Annotated in this window: 16 protein-coding genes, 3 tRNA genes and 1 pseudogene; 14 read left to right on the top strand and 6 right to left on the bottom strand. The window is 77.2% G+C overall.

Annotated elements, in window-relative coordinates; translation table 11 throughout:
• Window positions 1–31: 31 nt before the first annotated feature.
• From ACRYM2_RS11820 to ACRYM2_RS11830, 3 genes are read right to left on the bottom strand one after another with little or no spacing between them, the layout of a single operon-like run.
• Window positions 32–934, bottom strand: coding sequence for a MaoC/PaaZ C-terminal domain-containing protein (locus ACRYM2_RS11820; protein ID WP_432522618.1), 903 nt, complete (start codon window positions 932–934; stop codon window positions 32–34).
• Entirely contained in the window at window positions 934–2,304 is a 1,371-nt protein-coding gene (locus ACRYM2_RS11825; protein ID WP_432522583.1) for a 3-oxoacyl-ACP reductase, read from the bottom strand. Before ACRYM2_RS11825 ends, ACRYM2_RS11820 begins: the two co-directional genes overlap by 1 nt.
• The gene (locus ACRYM2_RS11830) at window positions 2,304–3,578 is read right to left on the bottom strand and encodes an acetyl-CoA C-acetyltransferase (protein WP_432522584.1); all 1,275 of its coding nucleotides are present in this window, start codon (window positions 3,576–3,578) and stop codon (window positions 2,304–2,306) included. Before ACRYM2_RS11830 ends, ACRYM2_RS11825 begins: the two co-directional genes overlap by 1 nt.
• A gap of 87 nt (window positions 3,579–3,665) precedes the next feature.
• Between ACRYM2_RS11830 and ACRYM2_RS11835 the strand changes: the two genes are divergently transcribed.
• The 7 genes from ACRYM2_RS11835 (at window position 3,666) to ACRYM2_RS11865 (ending at window position 11,904) form a co-directional block, all read left to right on the top strand.
• Window positions 3,666–4,310 carry a TetR/AcrR family transcriptional regulator gene (locus tag ACRYM2_RS11835; protein WP_432522585.1) on the top strand — a complete coding sequence of 215 codons (645 nt, stop codon included), beginning with the start codon at window positions 3,666–3,668 and terminating at the stop codon, window positions 4,308–4,310.
• Complete coding sequence (locus ACRYM2_RS11840) at window positions 4,307–6,289, top strand: acyl-CoA dehydrogenase family protein (RefSeq protein WP_432522586.1); 1,983 nt, start codon at window positions 4,307–4,309, stop codon at window positions 6,287–6,289. The genes ACRYM2_RS11835 and ACRYM2_RS11840 overlap by 4 nt, the downstream gene beginning before the upstream one ends.
• Before the next feature lie 142 nt (window positions 6,290–6,431).
• The gene (locus ACRYM2_RS11845; protein WP_432522587.1) at window positions 6,432–8,042 is read left to right on the top strand and encodes a GGDEF domain-containing protein; all 1,611 of its coding nucleotides are present in this window, start codon (window positions 6,432–6,434) and stop codon (window positions 8,040–8,042) included.
• Between the two features lie 64 nt (window positions 8,043–8,106).
• Window positions 8,107–8,916: an alpha/beta fold hydrolase gene (locus ACRYM2_RS11850; RefSeq protein WP_432522619.1), complete on the top strand. Its 810-nt coding sequence runs from the start codon at window positions 8,107–8,109 to the stop codon at window positions 8,914–8,916.
• A complete protein-coding gene (locus tag ACRYM2_RS11855; protein ID WP_432522588.1) occupies window positions 8,913–10,562 on the top strand; it encodes a PP2C family protein-serine/threonine phosphatase in 1,650 nt (549 codons plus the stop codon). Before ACRYM2_RS11850 ends, ACRYM2_RS11855 begins: the two co-directional genes overlap by 4 nt.
• Before the next feature lie 9 nt (window positions 10,563–10,571).
• The gene (gene lplAB / locus ACRYM2_RS11860) at window positions 10,572–11,621 is read left to right on the top strand and encodes a lipoate-protein ligase LplAB (protein ID WP_432522590.1); all 1,050 of its coding nucleotides are present in this window, start codon (window positions 10,572–10,574) and stop codon (window positions 11,619–11,621) included.
• A 37-nt stretch (window positions 11,622–11,658) separates the two neighbouring features.
• The gene (locus ACRYM2_RS11865) at window positions 11,659–11,904 is read left to right on the top strand and encodes a hypothetical protein (protein WP_432522591.1); all 246 of its coding nucleotides are present in this window, start codon (window positions 11,659–11,661) and stop codon (window positions 11,902–11,904) included.
• A 4-nt stretch (window positions 11,905–11,908) separates the two neighbouring features.
• On the opposite strand, the pseudogene ACRYM2_RS11870 reads toward ACRYM2_RS11865, so the two are convergent.
• Window positions 11,909–12,424, bottom strand: a pseudogene (locus ACRYM2_RS11870) (SDR family NAD(P)-dependent oxidoreductase); the annotation flags it as partial.
• Here ACRYM2_RS11870 and ACRYM2_RS11875 point away from each other — a divergent pair.
• Window positions 12,378–12,878, top strand: coding sequence for an MmyB family transcriptional regulator (locus tag ACRYM2_RS11875; RefSeq protein ID WP_432522592.1), 501 nt, complete (start codon window positions 12,378–12,380; stop codon window positions 12,876–12,878). The pseudogene ACRYM2_RS11870 and the gene ACRYM2_RS11875 sit on opposite strands and share 47 nt — an antisense overlap.
• Here ACRYM2_RS11875 and ACRYM2_RS11880 read toward each other — a convergent pair.
• On the bottom strand, window positions 12,814–13,857 hold the full coding sequence (locus tag ACRYM2_RS11880; protein ID WP_432522593.1) for a PHP domain-containing protein: 1,044 nt from the start codon (window positions 13,855–13,857) through the stop codon (window positions 12,814–12,816). The genes ACRYM2_RS11875 and ACRYM2_RS11880 overlap by 65 nt on opposite strands.
• 70 nt (window positions 13,858–13,927) lie before the next feature.
• Here ACRYM2_RS11880 and ACRYM2_RS11885 point away from each other — a divergent pair, with 70 nt between their 5' ends.
• From ACRYM2_RS11885 to ACRYM2_RS11910, 6 genes are all read left to right on the top strand, one after another.
• Entirely contained in the window at window positions 13,928–15,034 is a 1,107-nt protein-coding gene (locus ACRYM2_RS11885) for a DNA topoisomerase IB (RefSeq protein ID WP_432522595.1), read from the top strand.
• 89 nt (window positions 15,035–15,123) lie between these two features.
• Window positions 15,124–15,196, top strand: a tRNA-Glu gene (locus ACRYM2_RS11890).
• A gap of 111 nt (window positions 15,197–15,307) precedes the next feature.
• Window positions 15,308–15,381: transfer RNA gene (locus tag ACRYM2_RS11895), tRNA-Asp, on the top strand.
• A gap of 30 nt (window positions 15,382–15,411) precedes the next feature.
• Window positions 15,412–15,484, top strand: a tRNA-Phe gene (locus ACRYM2_RS11900).
• 109 nt (window positions 15,485–15,593) lie between these two features.
• Window positions 15,594–15,911: a hypothetical protein gene (locus ACRYM2_RS11905; RefSeq protein WP_432522596.1), complete on the top strand. Its 318-nt coding sequence runs from the start codon at window positions 15,594–15,596 to the stop codon at window positions 15,909–15,911.
• Window positions 15,908–16,828: a GGDEF domain-containing protein gene (locus ACRYM2_RS11910; protein WP_432522597.1), complete on the top strand. Its 921-nt coding sequence runs from the start codon at window positions 15,908–15,910 to the stop codon at window positions 16,826–16,828. Before ACRYM2_RS11905 ends, ACRYM2_RS11910 begins: the two co-directional genes overlap by 4 nt.
• Here the strand turns inward: ACRYM2_RS11910 and xylB are convergent.
• A complete protein-coding gene (xylB, locus tag ACRYM2_RS11915; RefSeq protein WP_432522598.1) occupies window positions 16,809–18,236 on the bottom strand; it encodes a xylulokinase in 1,428 nt (475 codons plus the stop codon). The two genes, ACRYM2_RS11910 and xylB, sit on opposite strands and share 20 nt — an antisense overlap.
• Window positions 18,237–18,406: the final 170 nt, after the last annotated feature.

The raw sequence follows: 18,406 nt of genomic DNA on the forward strand, positions 1-18,406 counted from the left end.
GAGCGGGCCCGGCGCCGGGTCCGCTCCGGGTTCAGCGGTGGGTGAGCCGCCCTGTCAGGTGCACCGTGGAGCCGTCGCGGCTGCGCACCGCGGTCTCCCAGCCGCCGGGCACCTCCCGCACGACGTGCCGCACGGTCGAGGGCAGCAGCAGCGGCGCGCCGAAACCGACCTCGAAGCGCGCCGCCGCCGGGGCCGGGCCGCCGAGGGCGGCCAGGCTGCGCGAGGCCGTCCACACCCCGTGCGCCAGCGCCCGGCGGAAGCCCAGCAGCCGTGCGGTGGGCCGGGACAGGTGGATCGGGTTGACGTCACCGCTGACGGCCGCGTACTCGCGGCCGGTGTCGGCGGGCACCCGCCACAGCGTCCCCTCGCCCTCGGGCGCCGGCAGCCGATCCTCGGCGACGGGTGTCCCCGGCATCCGCACCCCGCGGGCGAGGTAGCGGCTGCGCCCGGACCAGACGACCTGCGCGGCGCCGGCCCGGCTGACCTCCGTCAGCAGCTCGACGGTCGCGCCGCGCTGGTGCGGGCGCATGCCGACCGCCCGCACGAACACGTCGAGGGGGGCGTCCACCGGCAGCGGCGCGGACTGCTCGAAGCTCTGGCGCACGTGCACCAGGCCCAGCAGCCGGAAGGGGAACGCCTCGCGCACGAGCAGGTCCACCTGCAGCCCGAAACCCAGCAGGTGCGGCAGCGGCAGCGGCAGCACGTCGCGCACGGGGAACCCGGTGGCCCGGCAGAACGCCGCCACCCGCTCGACGTCGGGGCGCACGCCCTCGGCGCGCACGGTGGTGCGGGGGAAGTCGACGGCGCGGCGCGGCCGGCGCAGCAGCGAGCGCGCGTACAGGGGCGCCAGCGACGGCGGGCCGGGGACCGTGCGCACGCCGGCGGCCTGCGCGGAGGTGGGACGGCCGCCCGCGCGGCCGGTGGAGCGGCCCATCACGCCCCCAGCACGCTCTGGCCGCAGACCCGCAGCACCTGGCCGTCGACGCCCGCCGCGTCCGGCTGGGCGAGCCAGGCCACCGCCTCGGCGACGTCGACCGGCAGCCCGCCCTGCTGCAGGCTGGAGGCGCGCCGGCCGACCTCGCGCGGCACGGGCGGCATCGCGGCCGTCATCGGCGTCTCGACGAACCCGGGGGCCACCGCGTTGACGGCCATCCCGCGCTCGGCCAGCGGAACGGCCAGCGCCTCGACCAGCCCCACCAGACCCGCCTTGCTCGTGGCGTAGTTCGTCTGGCCCTTGGCGCCGGCCAGGCCGTTGATGGAGGACAGGCACACCAGGCGCGCCCCGGGGGCGAGGGCACCCCCGCGTTCCAGCAGCCCGGCGGTCAGCCGCAGCGGGGCCAGCAGGTTCACGCCGAGGACGGCGTCCCAGGCGGCCGCGTCGAGGTTCACGAACGAGCGGTCGCGGGTGACGCCGGCGTTGTGGACGACGACGTCGGCACCGTCGAACCGCACCGCCAGGTGGTCGGCGAGGCGGGCCGGGGCGTCGTCGGCCGTGACGTCCAGGTGCAGCGTGGAGCCGTGGACGCGGTTGGCGACGGCGGCCAGGCGCTCACCGGCGGCGGCCACGTCGACGCAGACGACGTGGTGGCCCGAACGCGCCAGGACCTCCGCGCAGGCCGCGCCGATCCCTTGCGCCGCACCGGTGACGACGGCCACGCGCCGCTCGCGCGCCGGTACCGGGGCGCCGGGCCCGACGACGATCGGCTGGCCGTCGACGAAGGCCGAGCGCGCCGAGCAGAGGAACTCCAGCGCCGAGCGCAGCGCGGTGCCCGCGCCGGTGGCCACGCGCAGCAGGTTCACGGTCGTCCCGCCGCGGGCCTCCTTGCCCAGGGACCGGGCGAAACCCTCCAGCCCGCGCTGGACGGCGCGCGCCTCGGGGTCGGTGAACTCCTGCGGGACGCCGGTGAGGACGACGACGCGCCCCGAGGGCGCCGTCCGCTTGAACGCCGGCGCCAGCTGCTCGCGCAGCGCCGCCAGCTCGGCGACCCGGCGCACCCCGGTGGCCTCGACGACGATCGCGCCGAGGCGGTCCTCGCCGGCGGCCGCGAGGTCGTCCAGGACCCGCGCACCGGCCTCGCGCAGCCAGCCGGCGACCTGCGCCGAGCGCGTCGCCCCGGCGAGCTCGACGACGAGCGCGGGACCGGTCAGCAGCTCCTGGCCGGGTTCGAACCGGCGCAGCCGCGGCGGCCGGGGCAGCCCGGTGCGCGCGGCCAGCAGCGCACCCGGGCCGGAGCGCACGAACGCGCCGTAGGGGTCCTGCCCCAGCGGGTTCGGCAGCTTCGGGACCTTCGGCAGGTTCGGCATCACGCCTCCACCAGGGCCGCGATGCCCTGACCGCCGGCGGCGCAGATCGAGATCAGCGCCCGGCCGCCGCCGCGCTCGGCGAGCAGCTTCGCCGTCGTGGCGAGGATGCGGGCGCCGGTCGCGGCGAACGGGTGGCCGGTCGCCAGCGAGGAGCCGACGGGGTTCAGCCGGGCGCGGTCGACGCTGCCCAGCGCCTTCTCCAGCCCGAGCCGGTCGCGGCAGAACTCCTCGTCCTCCCAGGCGGCGAGGGTGGCGAGCACGGTGGAGGCGAACGCCTCGTGGACCTCCACGACGTCGAGGTCGTCGAGCGTGAGCCCGTTGCGCTGCAGCAGCCGCGGCACGGCCCACACGGGCGCGGTGAGCAGGCCCTCGCCGTGGACGTGGTCGACGGCGGCGGTCTCGGCGTCCACGAGGTGGGCGAGCACCGGGAGCCGGTGCTGCGCGGCCCACTCGTCGCTGGCCAGCAGGACGACCGCGGCGCCGTCGGTGAGCGGGGTGGAGTTCCCGGCGGTCATCGTCGCGGGCTGCTCGAGGTCGCGGCCGAACACCGGCGGCAGCGTCGCGAGCTTCTCCACCGAGGTGTCCGGGCGCAGGAGGTCGTCGCGGCGCACCCCGAGGTAGGGGGTGAGCAGGTCGTCGAGGAAACCGCGCTCGTAGGCGGCGGCGAGGTTGCGGTGGCTGGCCAGCGCCAGCTCGTCCTGCGCCTCGCGCGAGACGCCCCACGCCGCCGCCGTGCGGGCCGCGTGCTCGCCCATCGACAGCCCCGTGCGGGGCTCGGCGTTGCGCGGCGGCACCGGCCGCAGCTGACCGGGGCGCAGGCGCGAGAGGGCCGCGAGCCGGGCGGCGGGGGTGCGGGCGCGGCTCAGGTCCAGCAGCACCCGGCGCAGGCGGTCGTCCAGGGCGATGGGCGCGTCGCTGGCCGAGTCCGCGCCGCCGGCGATCCCCGACTCCACCTGCCCCAGGGCGATCTTGTTGGCGACGAGGACGGCGGTCTCCAGACCCGTCGCGCACGCCTGCTGCACGTCGTAGGCGGGGGTCGCGGCGTCGAGGGCGGTGGACAGCACCGCCTCGCGGGTGAGGTTCAGGTCGCGGCTGTGCTTGAGCACGGCGCCGGCCGCGACCTCGCCGAGGCGTTCACCGGCCAGCCCGCAGCGGGCGACCAGGCCGTCGAGCGCGGCGACGAGCAGGTCCTGCGCGGACACCTGCGCGTAGCGGCGCCCGGCCCGGACGAAGGGGGTGCGGTTGCCGGCGACGATCGCGGCGCGTCTGGTCACGGGACCTCCTCGTACGACGTTGACCTGTCCGGAAGCTACCAGGTACTCGGGGTACCGGATACCCGTCGTGCGGGGTACCGTCGAGACGTGGACACCGTCACGGAGGACGGCCGGCGGACCCGGTGGGCCGAGCACCGCCGCCGCCGGCGCGAGGAGCTCGTGACGGCTGCCCTGCGCGCGATCACGACGCACGGCGCGGGGATCGGCATGGACGACCTCGCCGCCGCCGCCGGGACGAGCAAGACCGTGCTCTACCGGCACTTCGCCGACAAGGAGGACCTCTACCTCGCCGTCGCCGACCGCGTGAACTCGACGATCGTGCGGGAACTGCGCGCGGCGGTCGCGGCGGCCGACGGCCCGCGCGACGCGCTCGCCGCGATCATCTCCGCCTACGTGCACCTGGTGGAGGCCGACCCGGAGGTCTACCGGTTCGTCGTCTCCCACCCGTTCCTGGAACGCCCGCTGACCACCGACCCGGTGCAGCGCATCTCCGGCGCCATCGCCGACGAGGCCGCCCGCACCATCACGGTGCACCTGCGGCTGGCTGGCGCGCGCGACACCTCCGCCGACGCGCTCGCCCACGGGCTCATCGCCCTCATCCGCACCGCCGCCGACCGGTGGACCACGAGCCCGGACCGGGTCCCGGCCGCCACCCTCGTCCACGACCTGATCCAGCTGGCCTGGGGCGGCCTGGACGCCGTGCTCGCCCCCGCTCCCGAGGAGGTCCCGTGACCACGACCACCGATCGCCCCGCCACCGACCGTCCCGCCGAGCGCGCCGCCGAGCAGGCGCCGGACGCGGCGGGCGCCCCCGTCGACCGCGAGGCGCTGCGCGCGCTGCTGGACGGCCGCTTCCGCGCCGAGCGCGAGCGGGCCCGCCGCGACTTCCCCGCCGACCTGTTCGGGGTCACCGACCACCTGAGCACCCGCGAGCACCGCGACCTCACCCGGCGGCGGCTGCGCACCCTCGCCGAGCTCGGCGGGCACGAGCTCGGCTACTCCTCGCGCTGGGGCGGGGGCGACTCCCCCGGCGGGCAGGTGTCGCAGTTCGAGATGCTCGGGTTCGGCGACGCCTCGCTGATGATCAAGTCCGGCGTGCAGTGGGGCCTGTTCGGCGGCGCCGTGCAGGCCCTGGGCACCGAGCGCCACCACGCGGAGCTGCTGCCCCGGCTGCTGCGCCTGGAACTCGTCGGCTGCTTCGCCATGACCGAGACCGGCCACGGCTCCGACGTCGCCTCGATCGGCACCACCGCCGTCTACGACGCGGCGGCGCAGGAGTTCGTCATCACGACCCCGGACCCCTCCTGCCGCAAGGACTACGTCGGCGGCGCGGCCGAGGACGCCGACGTCGCCGTCGTGTTCGCCCAGCTCGTCACCGGCGGCGAGCACCGCGGCGTGCACGCCTTCGTCGTCCCGCTGCGCGTCGACGGCCGGACCGCCCCCGGCGTCCGGCGCGGCGACGACGGCCGCAAGATGGGCCTCAACGGCATCGACAACGGCCGGCTCTCCTTCGAGGGCGTGCGCGTGCCGCGCACCGCGCTGCTGAACCGCTACGCCGACGTCGCCGAGGACGGCACGTACTCCAGCCCCGTCGCCAGCGCGAACTCCCGGTTCTTCACGATGCTCGGCGCGCTCGTCAAGGGCCGGGTCAGCGTCTCCGGCGGCGCGCTGTCGCAGACCAAGACCGCCCTGGAGATCGCCCTGCGCTACGCCCAGCGGCGCACCCAGTTCCAGCGCCCCGGCGGCGACGGCGAGGTCGTCCTGCTCGACTACCTGGCCCACCAGCGCCGGCTGCTCGTGCCGCTGGCGACGACGTACGCGCTGAGCTTCGCCCAGGACGACCTGCTCGGCGAGATGGACGAGCTGCTGAAGGTCCAGCTGGCCGGCGAGGAGGCCGAACCCGCGCGCCAGCGCGCCTTCGAGGCGCACGCGGCGGGCATGAAGGTCGCCTCCACCTGGCACGCCACCCGCACCATCCAGACCTGCCGCGAGGCGTGCGGCGGCAACGGCTACCTCTCGGAGTCCCGGCTGCCCCAGCTGAAGGCCGACACCGACGTCTTCACGACCTTCGAGGGCGACAACACCGTCCTGCTGCAGCTGGTCGCCAAGAGCCTGCTGACCTCCTACGCGCAGCAGTTCTCCGACCTGGACACCCTGGGCATGGCCAGGTTCGCCACCCGCGACTTCGTCTCCACCTACGCCGGGCGCAGCCCCGCCCGCTCGCTGGTGGCCGACGTCGTCGAGGCCGGCCGCGTGCCCGACGACCTGCACGACCGCGCCTGGCAGCTGCGGATGCTCGCCGACCGCGAGCGCCACGTCGTGGAGACGCTGGCCAAGCGGATGCGCAAGGCGCGCTCGCGCCCCGAGGCCGAGCGCTTCGAGGCCGTCGACGACCTGCAGGACCACCTGCTGCTGGCCGGCCGCGTGCACGTGGACCGCGTCGTCGCCGAGGCGTTCGCCGCGGCCATCGCCCGCTGCGACGACCCCGACGTCGCAGCGCTGCTGTCCGACGTCTGCGACCTGCACCTGCTGGCGCTGCTGGAGGCGGACAAGGGCTGGTACCTGCAGCACCGCCGGATGACGACGCTGCGCGCCAAGGCCATCACCTCGGCGGTCAACGCGCTGTGCCGCCGGCTGCGCCCGCGCACCGACGACCTGCTCGCGGGTTTCGGCATCCCGCGCGGGTGGCTGGCCTCCACGCTCGTCGGCTGACGCGGGGGCGACCGGGGTGCACCCGGTCGGGGGAACGCGGCCGGGGAAGGCGGCGAACCCGCCCCGCGGCGGCTGCGCCCGTGCCACGCTCGGAGGGTCCTGCGACCGCAGGGGTCCACCGAGATCGCCGGGGGTGCTCGTCGTGGTCAGCCCGGCCGCGCCGCCGCCCCGCCGTCCCCGCGCGCTGCCGACGGCGTTCCTCGCCGCCGTGTCGCTGATCTGGGTGTGGGTGCTGCTGACCTCCACGGGCAGCACGGACCGGGCGGTCCTCGTCACCGAGGTCGCCGGCGCCGCCGCCCTCGCGCTGACCGCCGTCCACGCCCCCGCCCCGAGGGCCCGGTGGGTCATCGGGCTCGTCGGCTGCTGGGCCGGGCTCAGCGCGCTCGGCGACTCCTGGTGGTTGCTGACCGCCGGCTCCGCCGCGGTGAGCTACGCCCGGGGCCAGTACGAGCCGACGGTCACGGTCGTGCTGTTCCTGCTGCGCTACGCGGCGCTCGCGGTGGCCCTCGCCCTCGCCGTGCCGCACCGCACGGGCGCGCCCCGCAGGGCGTGGTCCGCGCTCGGCGACGCGCTGGCACCGCTGCAGGTGGCGGGCGGCGCCGCCGCGCTGGTGGCCCTCACCAGCCCGCTGGGCGACCTCCTCGACGACGGGCACCCCTACTCCCTGTTCTTCGCCTGCGACCTGCTCGTGGCTGCCGGCGCGTCCACCCTGGTGCTGCGCCGCGCGCTGACCACCCGCCGCGCCCCCGGGCGCCCGGACCGGCTGGCGACGGCCACCGCCGTCGGCGTCACCTGCCTGTGCGCGGCGGACGCCGGGGTGGTGCTCGGCCTCGTGCGCGGTTCGGCGACGGCCGGCGCGATCGGCTACACGTGCGCGCTGGCCGGTGCGGCCGTGGTCGTCGTCGCGCACCTGCGCGCCGGCCGGGTCCCGGCACCGGCGGGCAGCTGCCTGCCCCCGGTCCCGGTGGCCGGGCGGGGCACCCGGCTCGCCGCGCGGGTGCTCGCCCGGCTGCTGCTGCCGCCGGCGGTGCTCGTCCTGACCACCGCGGGTGCCGTCCTGGGCCTGACCGGCACCGGCGGCGGCTGGCCGGCGGCCCTGGGCGCCGACCGCCCCGTGACGACGGGCCTGGCGGTCACCGCCCTGGCCCTCGCCCTCGCCGACGCGGTGCTGCGGCTGGTGCGCGCCGACCGCGCCGAGACCACCGCGGCGAGCGCCGTGCGCGACGAGCTCACGGGCGCGTGGAGCCGCCGGGGCCTGGCCGCGCAGGTGGCCGCGGCCCGCGGGCAGGGGTGGGGCGCCCCGGGGATGCCCCGGCCGCGCCCGGCGGGGGCGGAGCAGGCCGGCGGGTGCACGTGCGCGGTGCTCGACCTCGACGGGTTCAAGGCCGTCAACGACACCCACGGCCACGCCGCCGGGGACCTGGTGCTGCGCGCGGTGGTCGAGCGCGCCGCGCGGGTCGTCGGCGACGACGGCCTGGTGGCCCGCCTGGGCGGTGACGAGTTCGTCGTCTGGCTGCACTGCGGCGGTCCCGGGGCACCGCGGGTGCAGCGGGTGCTGGAGCTGCTGCGCACCGCGCTGGCCGCTCCCGTCCCGCTCGCGGACGGCGCGAGCGCGAGCGTGGGGGTCTCCCTCGGGGTGGTCGACGCCGACGCCGACGGCCGGGGCGGCGACCTCGCGGCCGTCCTGGGCGAGGCCGACCGCCGGATGTACGCGGACAAGCGCGCGCGCAGGCGCCCGGCCCCGGTGGGCTGAGCCGGCGACGTCGCAGCGCCTGTTCCGGACGTGGTCGTGCGCCTACTGTGCAAGGGTGGACGTGCTGAGCGGGGACGACGTGCTGCGCAGGAACAACGTGCACGTCACGGGCCCGGCGTCCGGGCCCCCGCTGGTCTTCGCCCACGGCTTCGGGTGCGACCAGGGGCTGTGGCGCCTCGTGGCACCCGCGTTCGAGGCCACCCACCGCGTCGTCCTCTTCGACCACGTCGGTGCCGGCGGCTCGGACCTGTCCGCCTACGACCCGGTCCGGCACGGGCGCCTGGAGGGCTACGCGCAGGACGTCGCCGAGGTGCTGGAGGCCCTCGACCTCGGCCCGGTCGTCTTCGTCGGGCACTCGGTGAGCGCCATGGTGGGCGTGCTGCTGGCCGCCGAGCGCCCCGAGCTCGTCGAGAGCCTGGTGCTGGTGGGGCCCAACCCGCGCTACGTGGACGACGAGGGCTACCGCGGCGGCTTCAGCGCCGAGGAGATCGACGAGCTGCTCGCGACGATGGACGTCAACTACCTGGGCTGGTCGCGCGGGCTGGCGCCCGTGATCACGGGCGTGCCGGAGCGCCCCGAGCTCGGCCAGGAGCTGGCGGACAGCTTCTGCCGCACCGACCCCGCGATCGCCCGGCGCTTCGCCCGCACGACGTTCCTGTCCGACAACCGCGGCGACCTGCACCGCGTGCGCACGCCGACCCTGGTGCTGCAGTGCAGCGACGACGTCATCGCCCCCCTGAGCGTCGGGACGTTCGTCCACGAGAGCATCGCCGGCAGCGAGCTCGTCGTGCTCCGGGCCCGCGGGCACTGCCCGAACCTCAGCGCCCCCGACGAGCTCGTCGACGTCCTGCGCCGCCACCTCGGTGCGGTGTGAGCCGGCACGCTCCGCGAGAGCACGGCACCGGTGCCGCTGCGGCACCGGGCACCGCCCCGGCAGAGCTCGTCGTGCTCCCGGAGGGCACCCGCCCCGGCTGGGAGGCGTGGGACCGTGCACCCTGCGGGCTGCTGGTCGCCGACGCGGAGGGCACGGTCGTCGAGGCCAACCGCACGCTGCTCGCCTGGACCGGGCGCAGCCGCCAGGAGGTCGTGGGGCGGGTGCGGGTCGGTGACCTGCTCTCGATCGGCGGCCGCATCTACTGGGAGACCCACCTCTTCCCCCTGGTGCAGGTGGAGGGGCGCGCCGAGGAGGTCGCCGTCGAGCTGAGGGCCCCCGGGCGCCGGCTCCCCGTGCTGCTGTCCGCGGTCGCCACCGGCTCCGGGCGAGCGGCGCGGGTGCACGTCGTCCTCGCCGCCGCCCCCGAGCGGGCGCGCTTCGAGCGGGAGCTGGTGGCGGCGCGCGCGGAGGCCGAGCGCGCCGCCACCGGGCTGCAGGCGCTGCAGCACGTGAGCGCGGCGCTGTCGCGGGCCGTCGGCGTCGACGCCGTCGCCGAGGCCCTGGTGCACGTGGTCCGCGAGCAGCTGGGTGCCTCCGGCATCGACCTGCAGCTGGACCGCTCGGAGCAGCGGCCGCCCGGCTCCCCCGTCCGCCACCGGCCGCCACCCGCCGTCGTGGCCCCCGGCGCGCAGCACGCGTCCGTGGACGGCGCGCGGGCGCGCGTCCCGCTGCAGGGCCAGCACCGGCTGCAGGGGGTGCTGACCCTCACCTTCCCCGAGGGCCCGGGCGTGGACCCCCCGGACCTGGACGTCCTGACGGCGCTCGGGCAGCAGAGCGGCCTGGCGCTGGACCGGGCCTGGCAGCACGAGCAGCGCGCGGGCATCGCCCACGAGCTGCAGCACTCCCTGCTGGCCGGGGAGGTGCCCGAGGACCCCCGCTACGAGGTCGCCAGCGCGTACCTGCCCGGCGTCGAGGCCCTCGAGGTGGGCGGCGACTGGTACGACGTCTTCCGCGGCGGCACCCCCGAGCGGCCGGAGGTCTGGCTGGTCGTCGGGGACGTCGTGGGCCACGGGCTGCAGGCCGCGGTGGGGATGGGTCAGCTGCGCAGCGCGCTGCGGGCGGTGAGCGCACCCGGCGCGGGTCCGGCGGAGGTGCTGGGCGCGCTGGACCGCTTCGTCGAGCAGGTCGAGGCGACCCGCACCGCCACCGTCGCCCTGGGGCGGCTGGAGCTGGGCACCGGGCTGGTGCGCTACGCCTGCGCCGGCCACCTGCCGCCGCTGCTGCTGCCCGCCGACGGTGCCCCGCGGCTGCTGTGGGAGGGGCGCTCCACCCCCCTGGGGATCAGCGGCCACGACGGCGGGCGCGCGGGGAGCACCGTGCAGCTGCACCCCGGGGACGCGCTCCTGCTCTACACCGACGGCCTCGTCGAGCGGCGCCGGCGCCCCATCGACACCGGCCTCGACCTCCTCGTCTCCGCGGCCGCGGACCTGGCGGGCTCCTCGCCGCAGGAGGGCGTGGAGCACCTGACGAGGACGCTGCTGGCCGACCAGGACAACGACGACGACGTGTGCCTGCTGCTGCTGCGCTGGCTCGGCGGCCCGCCCACCGCGACCGCCTCCTCGCAGCCCGGGCCGCGGGAGCCGTAGCCTCGCCGCGTGCACGGTGAGTACAAGGTCCCGGGCGGCAAGCTCGTCGTCGTCGACCTCGACGTCGTCGACGGCCGGCTGGCCGCCGTCCGCCTCAGCGGCGACTTCTTCCTCGAACCCGACGACGCGCTGGAGGCCGTCGACGCGGCGCTGACGGGCCTGCCCGCCGACGCCGACGCCGCCGACCTCGCGCAGCGGGTGCGCTCGGCGCTGCCGGCCGGCGCCGTCCTGCTCGGCTTCACCCCCGAGGCCGTCGCGACGGCCGTGCGCCGCGCCGTCGGCGGGGCGACGGGCTGGCTGGACCACGACTGGCAGCTCGTGCACACCGGTCCGCAGTCGCCGACGACGCACATGGCCCTCGACGAGGTCCTCACCCGGGAGGTCGCCGCCGGGCGGCGGCCGCCGACGCTGCGGGTGTGGGAGTGGGCGAGCCCGGCCGTCGTCCTCGGCAGCTTCCAGTCCCTGGTCAACGAGGTCGACGCCGAGGCCGCGCAGCGCCTGGGCGTGGAGGTCGTGCGCCGGGTCTCCGGCGGCGGGGCGATGTTCGTCGAGCCGGGCAACACCATCACGTACTCCCTCTACGCGCCCGGCTCGCTCGTGGAGGGCCTGTCGTTCACCGAGTCGTACGCGTTCCTCGACGACTGGGTGCTCGTCGCCCTCGGCGACCTGGGCGTCAAGGCCTGGTACCAGCCGATCAACGACATCGCCACCGACCAGGGCAAGATCGCCGGGGCCGCGCAGAAGCGGCTGGCCGACGGCACCGTCCTGCACCACGTGACGATGTCCTACGACATCGACGCCGCGAAGATGCTGCAGGTGCTGCGGATCGGCCGGGAGAAGCTGTCCGGCAAGGGCCTGGCGAGCGCCGCCAAGCGCGTCGACCCGCTGCGCCGCCAGACCGGCCTGCCGCGCGAGGAGGTCATCGCCTCCATGGTGTCCACCTTCCGGCGCCAGTACGGGCTCACCGCCTCCGGGCTGACGCCCGCCGAGCTGGCCGCCGCCGACGAGCTCGTCGCCGCCAAGTTCGCCACGCGCGACTGGGTGGCCCGCATCCCCTGACCTGGACACCTCCCGGCCGGCGGCGCAGACTCGGCCGATGGAACCCACCGCCACCTCCGCGCACGGGGTGCGCACCGGTGTCGTGCGCGACGCCGACCGCGCGGGGCGGGCGCTGCGGGTGAGCGCCCACCCCGAGGCCGGCCGGGTCGTGCTCTCCACGTGGCAGGACGCCGGCTGCGTCTCGACGGTGCGCCTGGACCGCGCGGAGGTCGTCGAACTGCTCGCCGCCCTCGGCGCCGCGCTGCTGCCGGCGCCGCAGGAACCCCGGGGCACCACCCCCTAGCGGTTCACCAGGCCAGGACCCCGTACCGGTCGCGCAGCTGGCCGGTCGGCCCGTCCACCCCGGTGGTCGCCATCTCGACGATCGCGTCGGTGCCCTCGGTGAGCGTCTGCGGACCGCTGTGGCCGTCGAGGTCGGTCGCGGTGTACCCGGGGTCGACGGCGTCGAACCTGATCCCCGGCAGCGCCTTGGCGTACTGGGTGGTGAGCATCGTCACCGCCGCCTTCGAGGACGTGTGGAGCGGCGCGACGACCTGACCCTCGACGCGCCCGGGGTCGTGGGTGGCGGCGGAGGAGCCCAGCCCGCTGGCGACGTTGACGACGACGGGGTTGGCCGACCCCTGCATCAGCGGCAGGAACGCGCGGGTGACCCGCACGGTCCCGAAGACGTTGACGCCGTAGACGGCCAGGGCGTCGATCGTCCCCTCGTGGGCGGCGACGTCGGCGGCCGCGACGGAGGCGTCGTCGGTGACGTCGATGCGGACGAAGCGCGCCCCGAGCGCGTCGGCGGCCGCCCGCCCGCGCGCACCGGGGGGAGGATGGCCCGGTGGTGGAGGGCGAGAACCTCGGGACGGCCCTGCGGCGCTGGCGCGACCGGTTGTCCCCCGTCGACGTCGGGCTGCCCGCGCGCTCGTCTCGGACCTGTGCGAGGCGCTGGTGCGCTACCCGCGGGACGAGGGCCTCGTCGCGCTGACCGAGGAGGTCGGCCGCACCAGCCCGGAGTTCCGCCGGCTGTGCCGGGAGGGCACGGTGGGCCGGCACGTCTCGGCGCGCACGACGGTCGAGCACCCCGTCGTGGGCGACGTGACGTGCGATTGCGACGTGCTCACCGCCCCCGGCAGCGACGCACGGCTCGTCCTGTGCAGCGCCCCGGCCGGCTCGGTCGACGCGGGGAAGCCGGAGTTCCTGCGCGTCACCGGTGGGCGGCCCGTCGCCGCGCCGTCCACTCCAGCACCCGCTCGACCGGCCACGTCGTGACGACCCGCTCGGCCGGCACCCCGCACTCCTCGGCGCGCGCGCAGCCGTAGGGCTGCCAGTCCAGCTGGCCGGGGGCGTGCGCGTCGGTGGACAGCGCGAACAGGCAGCCGGCCTCCACCGCCTGGCGCAGCAGCGCCCGCGGCGGGTCCAGCCGCTCCGGGCGGGCGTTGACCTCCACCGCCACCTCGTGCTCGGCGCAGGCGGCGAACACCGCGGCGGCGTCGAACTCGCTCGGCGGCCGGCCGCCCTCGCCGACCCGCCCGTGCCCACCGGTGACCATCCGCCCCGTGCAGTGCCCGAGCACGTCGGCGCGGCCGCCGCCGATCGCGGTGAGCATCCGGCGGGTCATCTCCTCGCGCGGCATCCGCAGCTGCGAGTGCACCGAGGCGACGACGACGTCGAGGCGCTCCAGCAGGTCCGGCGGGCAGTCCAGCGCACCGTCGGCGTGGACGTCGACCTCGATGCCCGCCAGCAGCCGGAAGGGCAGCAGCGTCGGCGCGAGCGCGGCGATCTCGTCGAGCTGGCGCTCGCGGCGGGCGCGGTCCAGGCCCCGGGCCACCCTCAGCCGCTCGGAGTGGTCGGTGACGGCGACGTACTCGTGCCCGAGCTCGGCGGCGGTGGCGGCCATCTCCGCCAGCGGGCTGCCGCCGTCGCTGGCGTCGGTGTGGGTGTGCAGGTCGCCGCGCAGCTGCGCGCGCAGGGCCTCCCCGCCGGTCACCAGCGGGCCGGCGGCCTCCTCCAGGGCCTGCAGCCGGCGGGGCACCGCACCCGCCGCGGCCTGCTGGGCGACCTCCGCCGAGGCCTCGCCGACGCCCCGCAGCGCGGTGAGGGTGCCGGCGGCCAGCCGCTGCTCCAGCTCCCCGGCGGGCAGGTCCCCCAGCACGGCGGCGGCCCGGCGGAACGCCTGCGCGCGGAAGGTGTCGGCCCGGGCGCGCTCCAGGAGGAAGGCGGTGCGCCGCAACGCCTGCACGGGATCCACGGATCTCCTCCAGCCGGTGGGCGGACCGGTTCGGGGTGCGGCCGGCCGATCCACTCTGCACCATTCCCAGGTGCCCCGCCTGCGCCGCGTCTCGAGCTCCTCCCCGGGTTTCACGCGCCGTCGCCGCGGCAGGGGCTGGAGCTACCACGACACCGCCGGCGAGCGGATCACCGACCCCGAGGTCGTCGCCCGCATCGACGCCCTGGCGATCCCGCCCGCCTACACCGACGTGTGGATCTGCCCGTACCCCAACGGGCACCTGCAGGCCGTCGGCACCGACGACCGCGGGCGGCGGCAGTACCGCTACCACGAGGAGTGGCGCCGCCAGCAGGACCGCGCCAAGCACGACCGGGTGCTGGAGGTGGCCGCGCGGCTGCCGGCGGCCCGCGCCGTCGTCGAGGAGCAGCTGCGGCTGCCCGGGCTGCCGCGCGAGCGGGTGCTGGCCGCCGCCTTCCGGCTGCTGGACCTCGGCTTCTTCCGGGTGGGCGGCGACACCTACGCCGAGGAGAACGGCTCCTACGGGCTGGCGACGCTGCAGCGCCAGCACGTGCACCAGCACGGCGACGAGCTGGTCTTCCGCTACGTCGCCAAGTCCGGCAAGGACCGCACGGCCGTCATCGCCGACCCGGCGGTGCGGGAGGTGGTCCGCTCGCTGAAGCGGCGCCGCGGCGGCGGCGAGGACCTGCTGGTGTGGAAGGAGGGCCGCCGCTGGCACGACGTCACCAGCGACGACGTCAACGCCTACCTGCACGAGACGATCGGCCCGGACGTCAGCGCCAAGGACTTCCGCACCTGGCACGCGACCGTGCTGGCCGCGGTCGCCCTGGCGGTGTCCCTGCCGGTCGCCGGCACCCCGACGGGGCGCAAGCGGGCGGTGACCCGGGCCTGCGCGGAGGTCTCGGAGTACCTGGGCAACACGCCGAGCGTGTGCCGCAGCAGCTACGTCGACCCCCGCGTCATCGACCTCTTCGAGGACGGCGTGACGATCGCCCCCGCCCTGGACCAGCTCGGCGAGGGCGCCTCCTTCGGCCACCCCGCCACCCACGGGGAGGTCGAGAGGGCCGTGCAGGACCTGCTGCACACCGACCCGGTCGCGGTCACCCGCTCCATCGCGCGCGGCCGCACCCCCTCGGTGCCCTCGCGGCGGCTGTCGGTGCCCGGCGGTGCCGCCGCCTGAGCACCGGCCGGGCGCCCGCGCGCCCTGGACCGGCGCGCACCGGCGCCCGTCCCCTATGCTGGAGCGGCTCCCGCCTCGCCGGGGGCTGCGCCCTCATCGTCTAGTGGCCTAGGACGCCGCCCTTTCAAGGCGGTAGCACGGGTTCGAATCCCGTTGGGGGTACGCACGAGCAGGACCGCTCCACCATCCGGCCCAGCCGGGTGTCACGAGCACCGCCCGACATCGGGTAAGGTCTTCTCTGCAAGCAAGGCCAGCAAGACAAGGCCTCTCTGAGGCCCCGTAGCGCAGTTGGTTAGCGCGCCGCCCTGTCACGGCGGAGGTCGCGGGTTCGAGTCCCGTCGGGGTCGCTCGTCGTGCCGGTTCCACCGGCCCGGCACGGCCAGGTAGCTCAGTTGGTAGAGCGTCCGACTGAAAATCGGAAGGTCAGCGGTTCGACCCCGCTCCTGGCCACCTGAGCTCCTCCTCGTCCAGGCCCCCGGGATCCCCGGGGCCTTCGTCGTCCCCGGGGCTCGTGGACGCGCCGGAGCACCGGCCGCAGGCGCCCGTTAGCCTCGCTGCCGTGCGCAGCGTCCCCAGCCCCGTCCTCATCAGCTCCGCCGTCCTCGGCGGCTACGTCGTCGGCCGGCGCACCGGGGACCGCGCGCTCGCCGGCGTCGCCCTGCTCGCCGGCCTCGGGGCCGCGCTCCCCCGCTGGACGCGCTCCTCCCCGCTGCTGGCCGCGGCGCTGGGCGCCGGCACCGTCGGCCTCGTGGGCCTCTCGCACCCGCTCGCGCACCGCGTCGGCCCCTGGCCCGCGGTGCTCGGCACCACGGCCGCCGCCTCGGTCCTGGCCGGCGTCGGCGACGCCCTCGCGCGCCGGGGCGCCGGCGGGTCGTGAGCCCCGCCGGGGCGGGCCCGGACTGGCGCGCCCTGGCCGCCCGGGCCCCCGCCACCCTCCTGCTGTCCGGTTCCACCGTCCTGTGGGCCTCCGACGCCGTCCGCGAGCTGGTCGGCGCCGACGCCGCGACCCTCGCGGGGGCCGACGCCGTGGAGCTGGTGCTCGACGCCGACCGCGACCGCGCCCGCGCCGCCCTGCGCGAAGCCCTGCGCCGGCCCGGCAGCCGGCTGGGGCCGCTGCGGCTGCGCCCGGCCGCGCGGCCGGACGCGCTGGTGGAGGTCGTGGCGCGCACCCGCTCGGGCGTCCACCTGGTCGTGGCCGGCTGGGACGTCTCGCAGCGGCTGGCGGTGCAGAGCGCCCTCGCGGAGCGCGCCGGGCACGACCGCCTCACCGGGCTGCCGAACCGGAGCCTGCTCGCCGACCGCTGGCAGGGGGCCCGCCGCCGCGCGCAGGCCGACCCGCGGCTGCGCACGTTCGTGCTGCTGTGCGACGTCGACGGCCTCAAGGAGGTCAACGACGAGCGCGGTCACCACGTCGGCGACGCGCTGCTGGTCCAGGCCGCGCGGTGGCTGGCCGCGGAGGTGCGCCCCGGCGACACGGTCGCCCGCCTGGGCGGCGACGAGTTCGTCGTCCTCGTCGAGGGCGTGCCGGCCGAGCACGTCGAGGCGCTCGCCCGGCGGCTGCGCAGCCGGGTCGGCCGCGCGGCGGCGGGGGTGCCGGTGCGGATGTCGGTGGGCTGGGCCGCCGACGACCGCACCCGTCCGGCGGAGGCCGTGCTGGCGGAGGCGGACGCCCGCATGTACGAGGACAAGCGTGCCCGCCGCCGGGCCGCCGCACCCGCCGGACCACCCGGCGGGCCGCCCGGCGGGCCGCCCGCCGGGCCGCCCGCCGGGCAGGTCAGGGACGGGTCGCCGTGAGGTCGCGCACCTGCGCGTAGCGCTCGCGCACGTGCGGGGTGGGGTCGGCCTCGAAGACCTGCGAGGCGCCCAGCTCCCACTCCGGCGGCGCCTCGCCACCGGCGAGCACCCAGGCGGCCTGGCGGGCCGCCCCGTCGGCGACGTACTCCCCCGGCTCGGGGACGACGACCGGGCGGGCGAGGACGGCCGGGGCCAGCCGCCGCACGGCCTCCGAGCGCGCGCCGCCGCCGACCAGGACGACCCGCCCGACGGGCACGCCCTGCTCGACGAGGGCGTCGAGGCCGTCGGCGAGCCCGCACAGCAGGCCCTCCACGGTGGCGCGCGCCAGGTGCGCCGGCGTGGAGGTGGACAGCGTCAGCCCGTGCAGGGCACCGGTGGCGTCGGGGCGCACGGGGGTGCGCTCACCCTCCAGGTACGGCACGAGCACCAGGCCGCCGGCCCCGGCCGGCGCCGACAGCGCCAGGCGGGAGAGCTCCTCGTGGTCCACGCCCAGCAGCCGCGCCGCGGAGTCCAGGACCCGGGCGGCGTTGAGCGTGCACACCAGCGGCAGGTAGCGGCCGGTGGCGTCGGCGAACCCGGCGACCAGGCCGCTGGGGTCGGAGGTGGCGACGTCGCTGACGACGCTCACCACGCCCGAGGTGCCGATGGAGACGACGACGTCGCCCACCTGGGCGCCCACGCCCAGCGCGGCGGCCATGTTGTCGCCGGTGCCGGGGCCGAGGACGGCGCCGCGCGAGAGCGCGCCGGCGCTCTCGCCGGCCGCGGCGCTGGGGGCCAGCACCTCGGGCAGGGCCGGGGTGGCGCCGAAGGCGCGTTCGAGCAGGTCGGTGCGGTACTCCCCGCGCGCGGGCGAGTAGTAGCCGGTGCCGCTGGCGTCGCCGCGGTCGGTGACCAGCCGGGCGCCCGCCGCGGCCCCGCCGGCCAGCCGCCAGGTCAGCCAGTCGTGGGGCAGGCACACCGAGGCGGTGCGCCGCACGGTGGCGGGCTCGTGGTCGGCGAGCCAGCGCAGCTTGGTCACCGTCAGCGAGGCGACGAGGACGCTGCCCACCTCCCGCGCCCACGCCCCGGGCCCGCCGAGCTCGTCGGTGAGCGCGTCGGCGGCGGCCGCCGAGCGCCCGTCGTTCCACAGCAGGGCCGGGCGGACGACCTCGCCGGCCTCGTCGAGCAGCACGGAGCCGTGCTGCTGGGCCCCCACCGCGACGGCGTCCACGTCCTCGAGGCCGCCGGCGTCGGCCACGGCCTCCTGCAGCGCGCTCCACCAGTGCGCCGGGTCGACCTCGGTGCCGTCGGGGTGCTTGGCGCGGCCGATGCGCAGCAGCCGCCCGCTCTCGGCGTCGCGGACGACGACCTTGCACGACTGCGTCGAGGAGTCGACGCCGGCCACGGTGCGGCGGGTGGGGCTGCTCATGCGCACAGCTAACCGCACGGGCGGTGGCCGCGGGTGCGCCCGGACCCCCTCCGCCGTCCGGGGGCGAGCGCGGCGACCGGGATGCCGGAAGCTCTCGCGAACATGTACCGTTGGGGCACGGAGAGATGACAGCTACTCCGGGGCTCGCCCTGCCTGCCCCGGGCCGACGC

The organism is Kineococcus aridisoli (assembly GCF_050871885.1).
Lineage (GTDB): Bacteria > Actinomycetota > Actinomycetes > Actinomycetales > Kineococcaceae > Kineococcus.

What these genes read in the sequence shown, in the direction of transcription:
- ACRYM2_RS11820 (WP_432522618.1), bottom strand. Translation starts at nt 934, where the DNA reads ATGGGCCGCTCCACCGGCCGCGCGGGCGGCCGTCCCACCTCCGCGCAG.
- ACRYM2_RS11825 (WP_432522583.1), bottom strand. Translation starts at nt 2,304, where the DNA reads ATGCCGAACCTGCCGAAGGTCCCGAAGCTGCCGAACCCGCTGGGGCAG.
- ACRYM2_RS11865 (WP_432522591.1), top strand. Translation starts at nt 11,659, where the DNA reads ATGGAACCCACCGCCACCTCCGCGCACGGGGTGCGCACCGGTGTCGTG.
- ACRYM2_RS11875 (WP_432522592.1), top strand. Translation starts at nt 12,378, where the DNA reads ATGCGGACGAAGCGCGCCCCGAGCGCGTCGGCGGCCGCCCGCCCGCGC.
- xylB (WP_432522598.1), bottom strand. Translation starts at nt 18,236, where the DNA reads ATGAGCAGCCCCACCCGCCGCACCGTGGCCGGCGTCGACTCCTCGACG.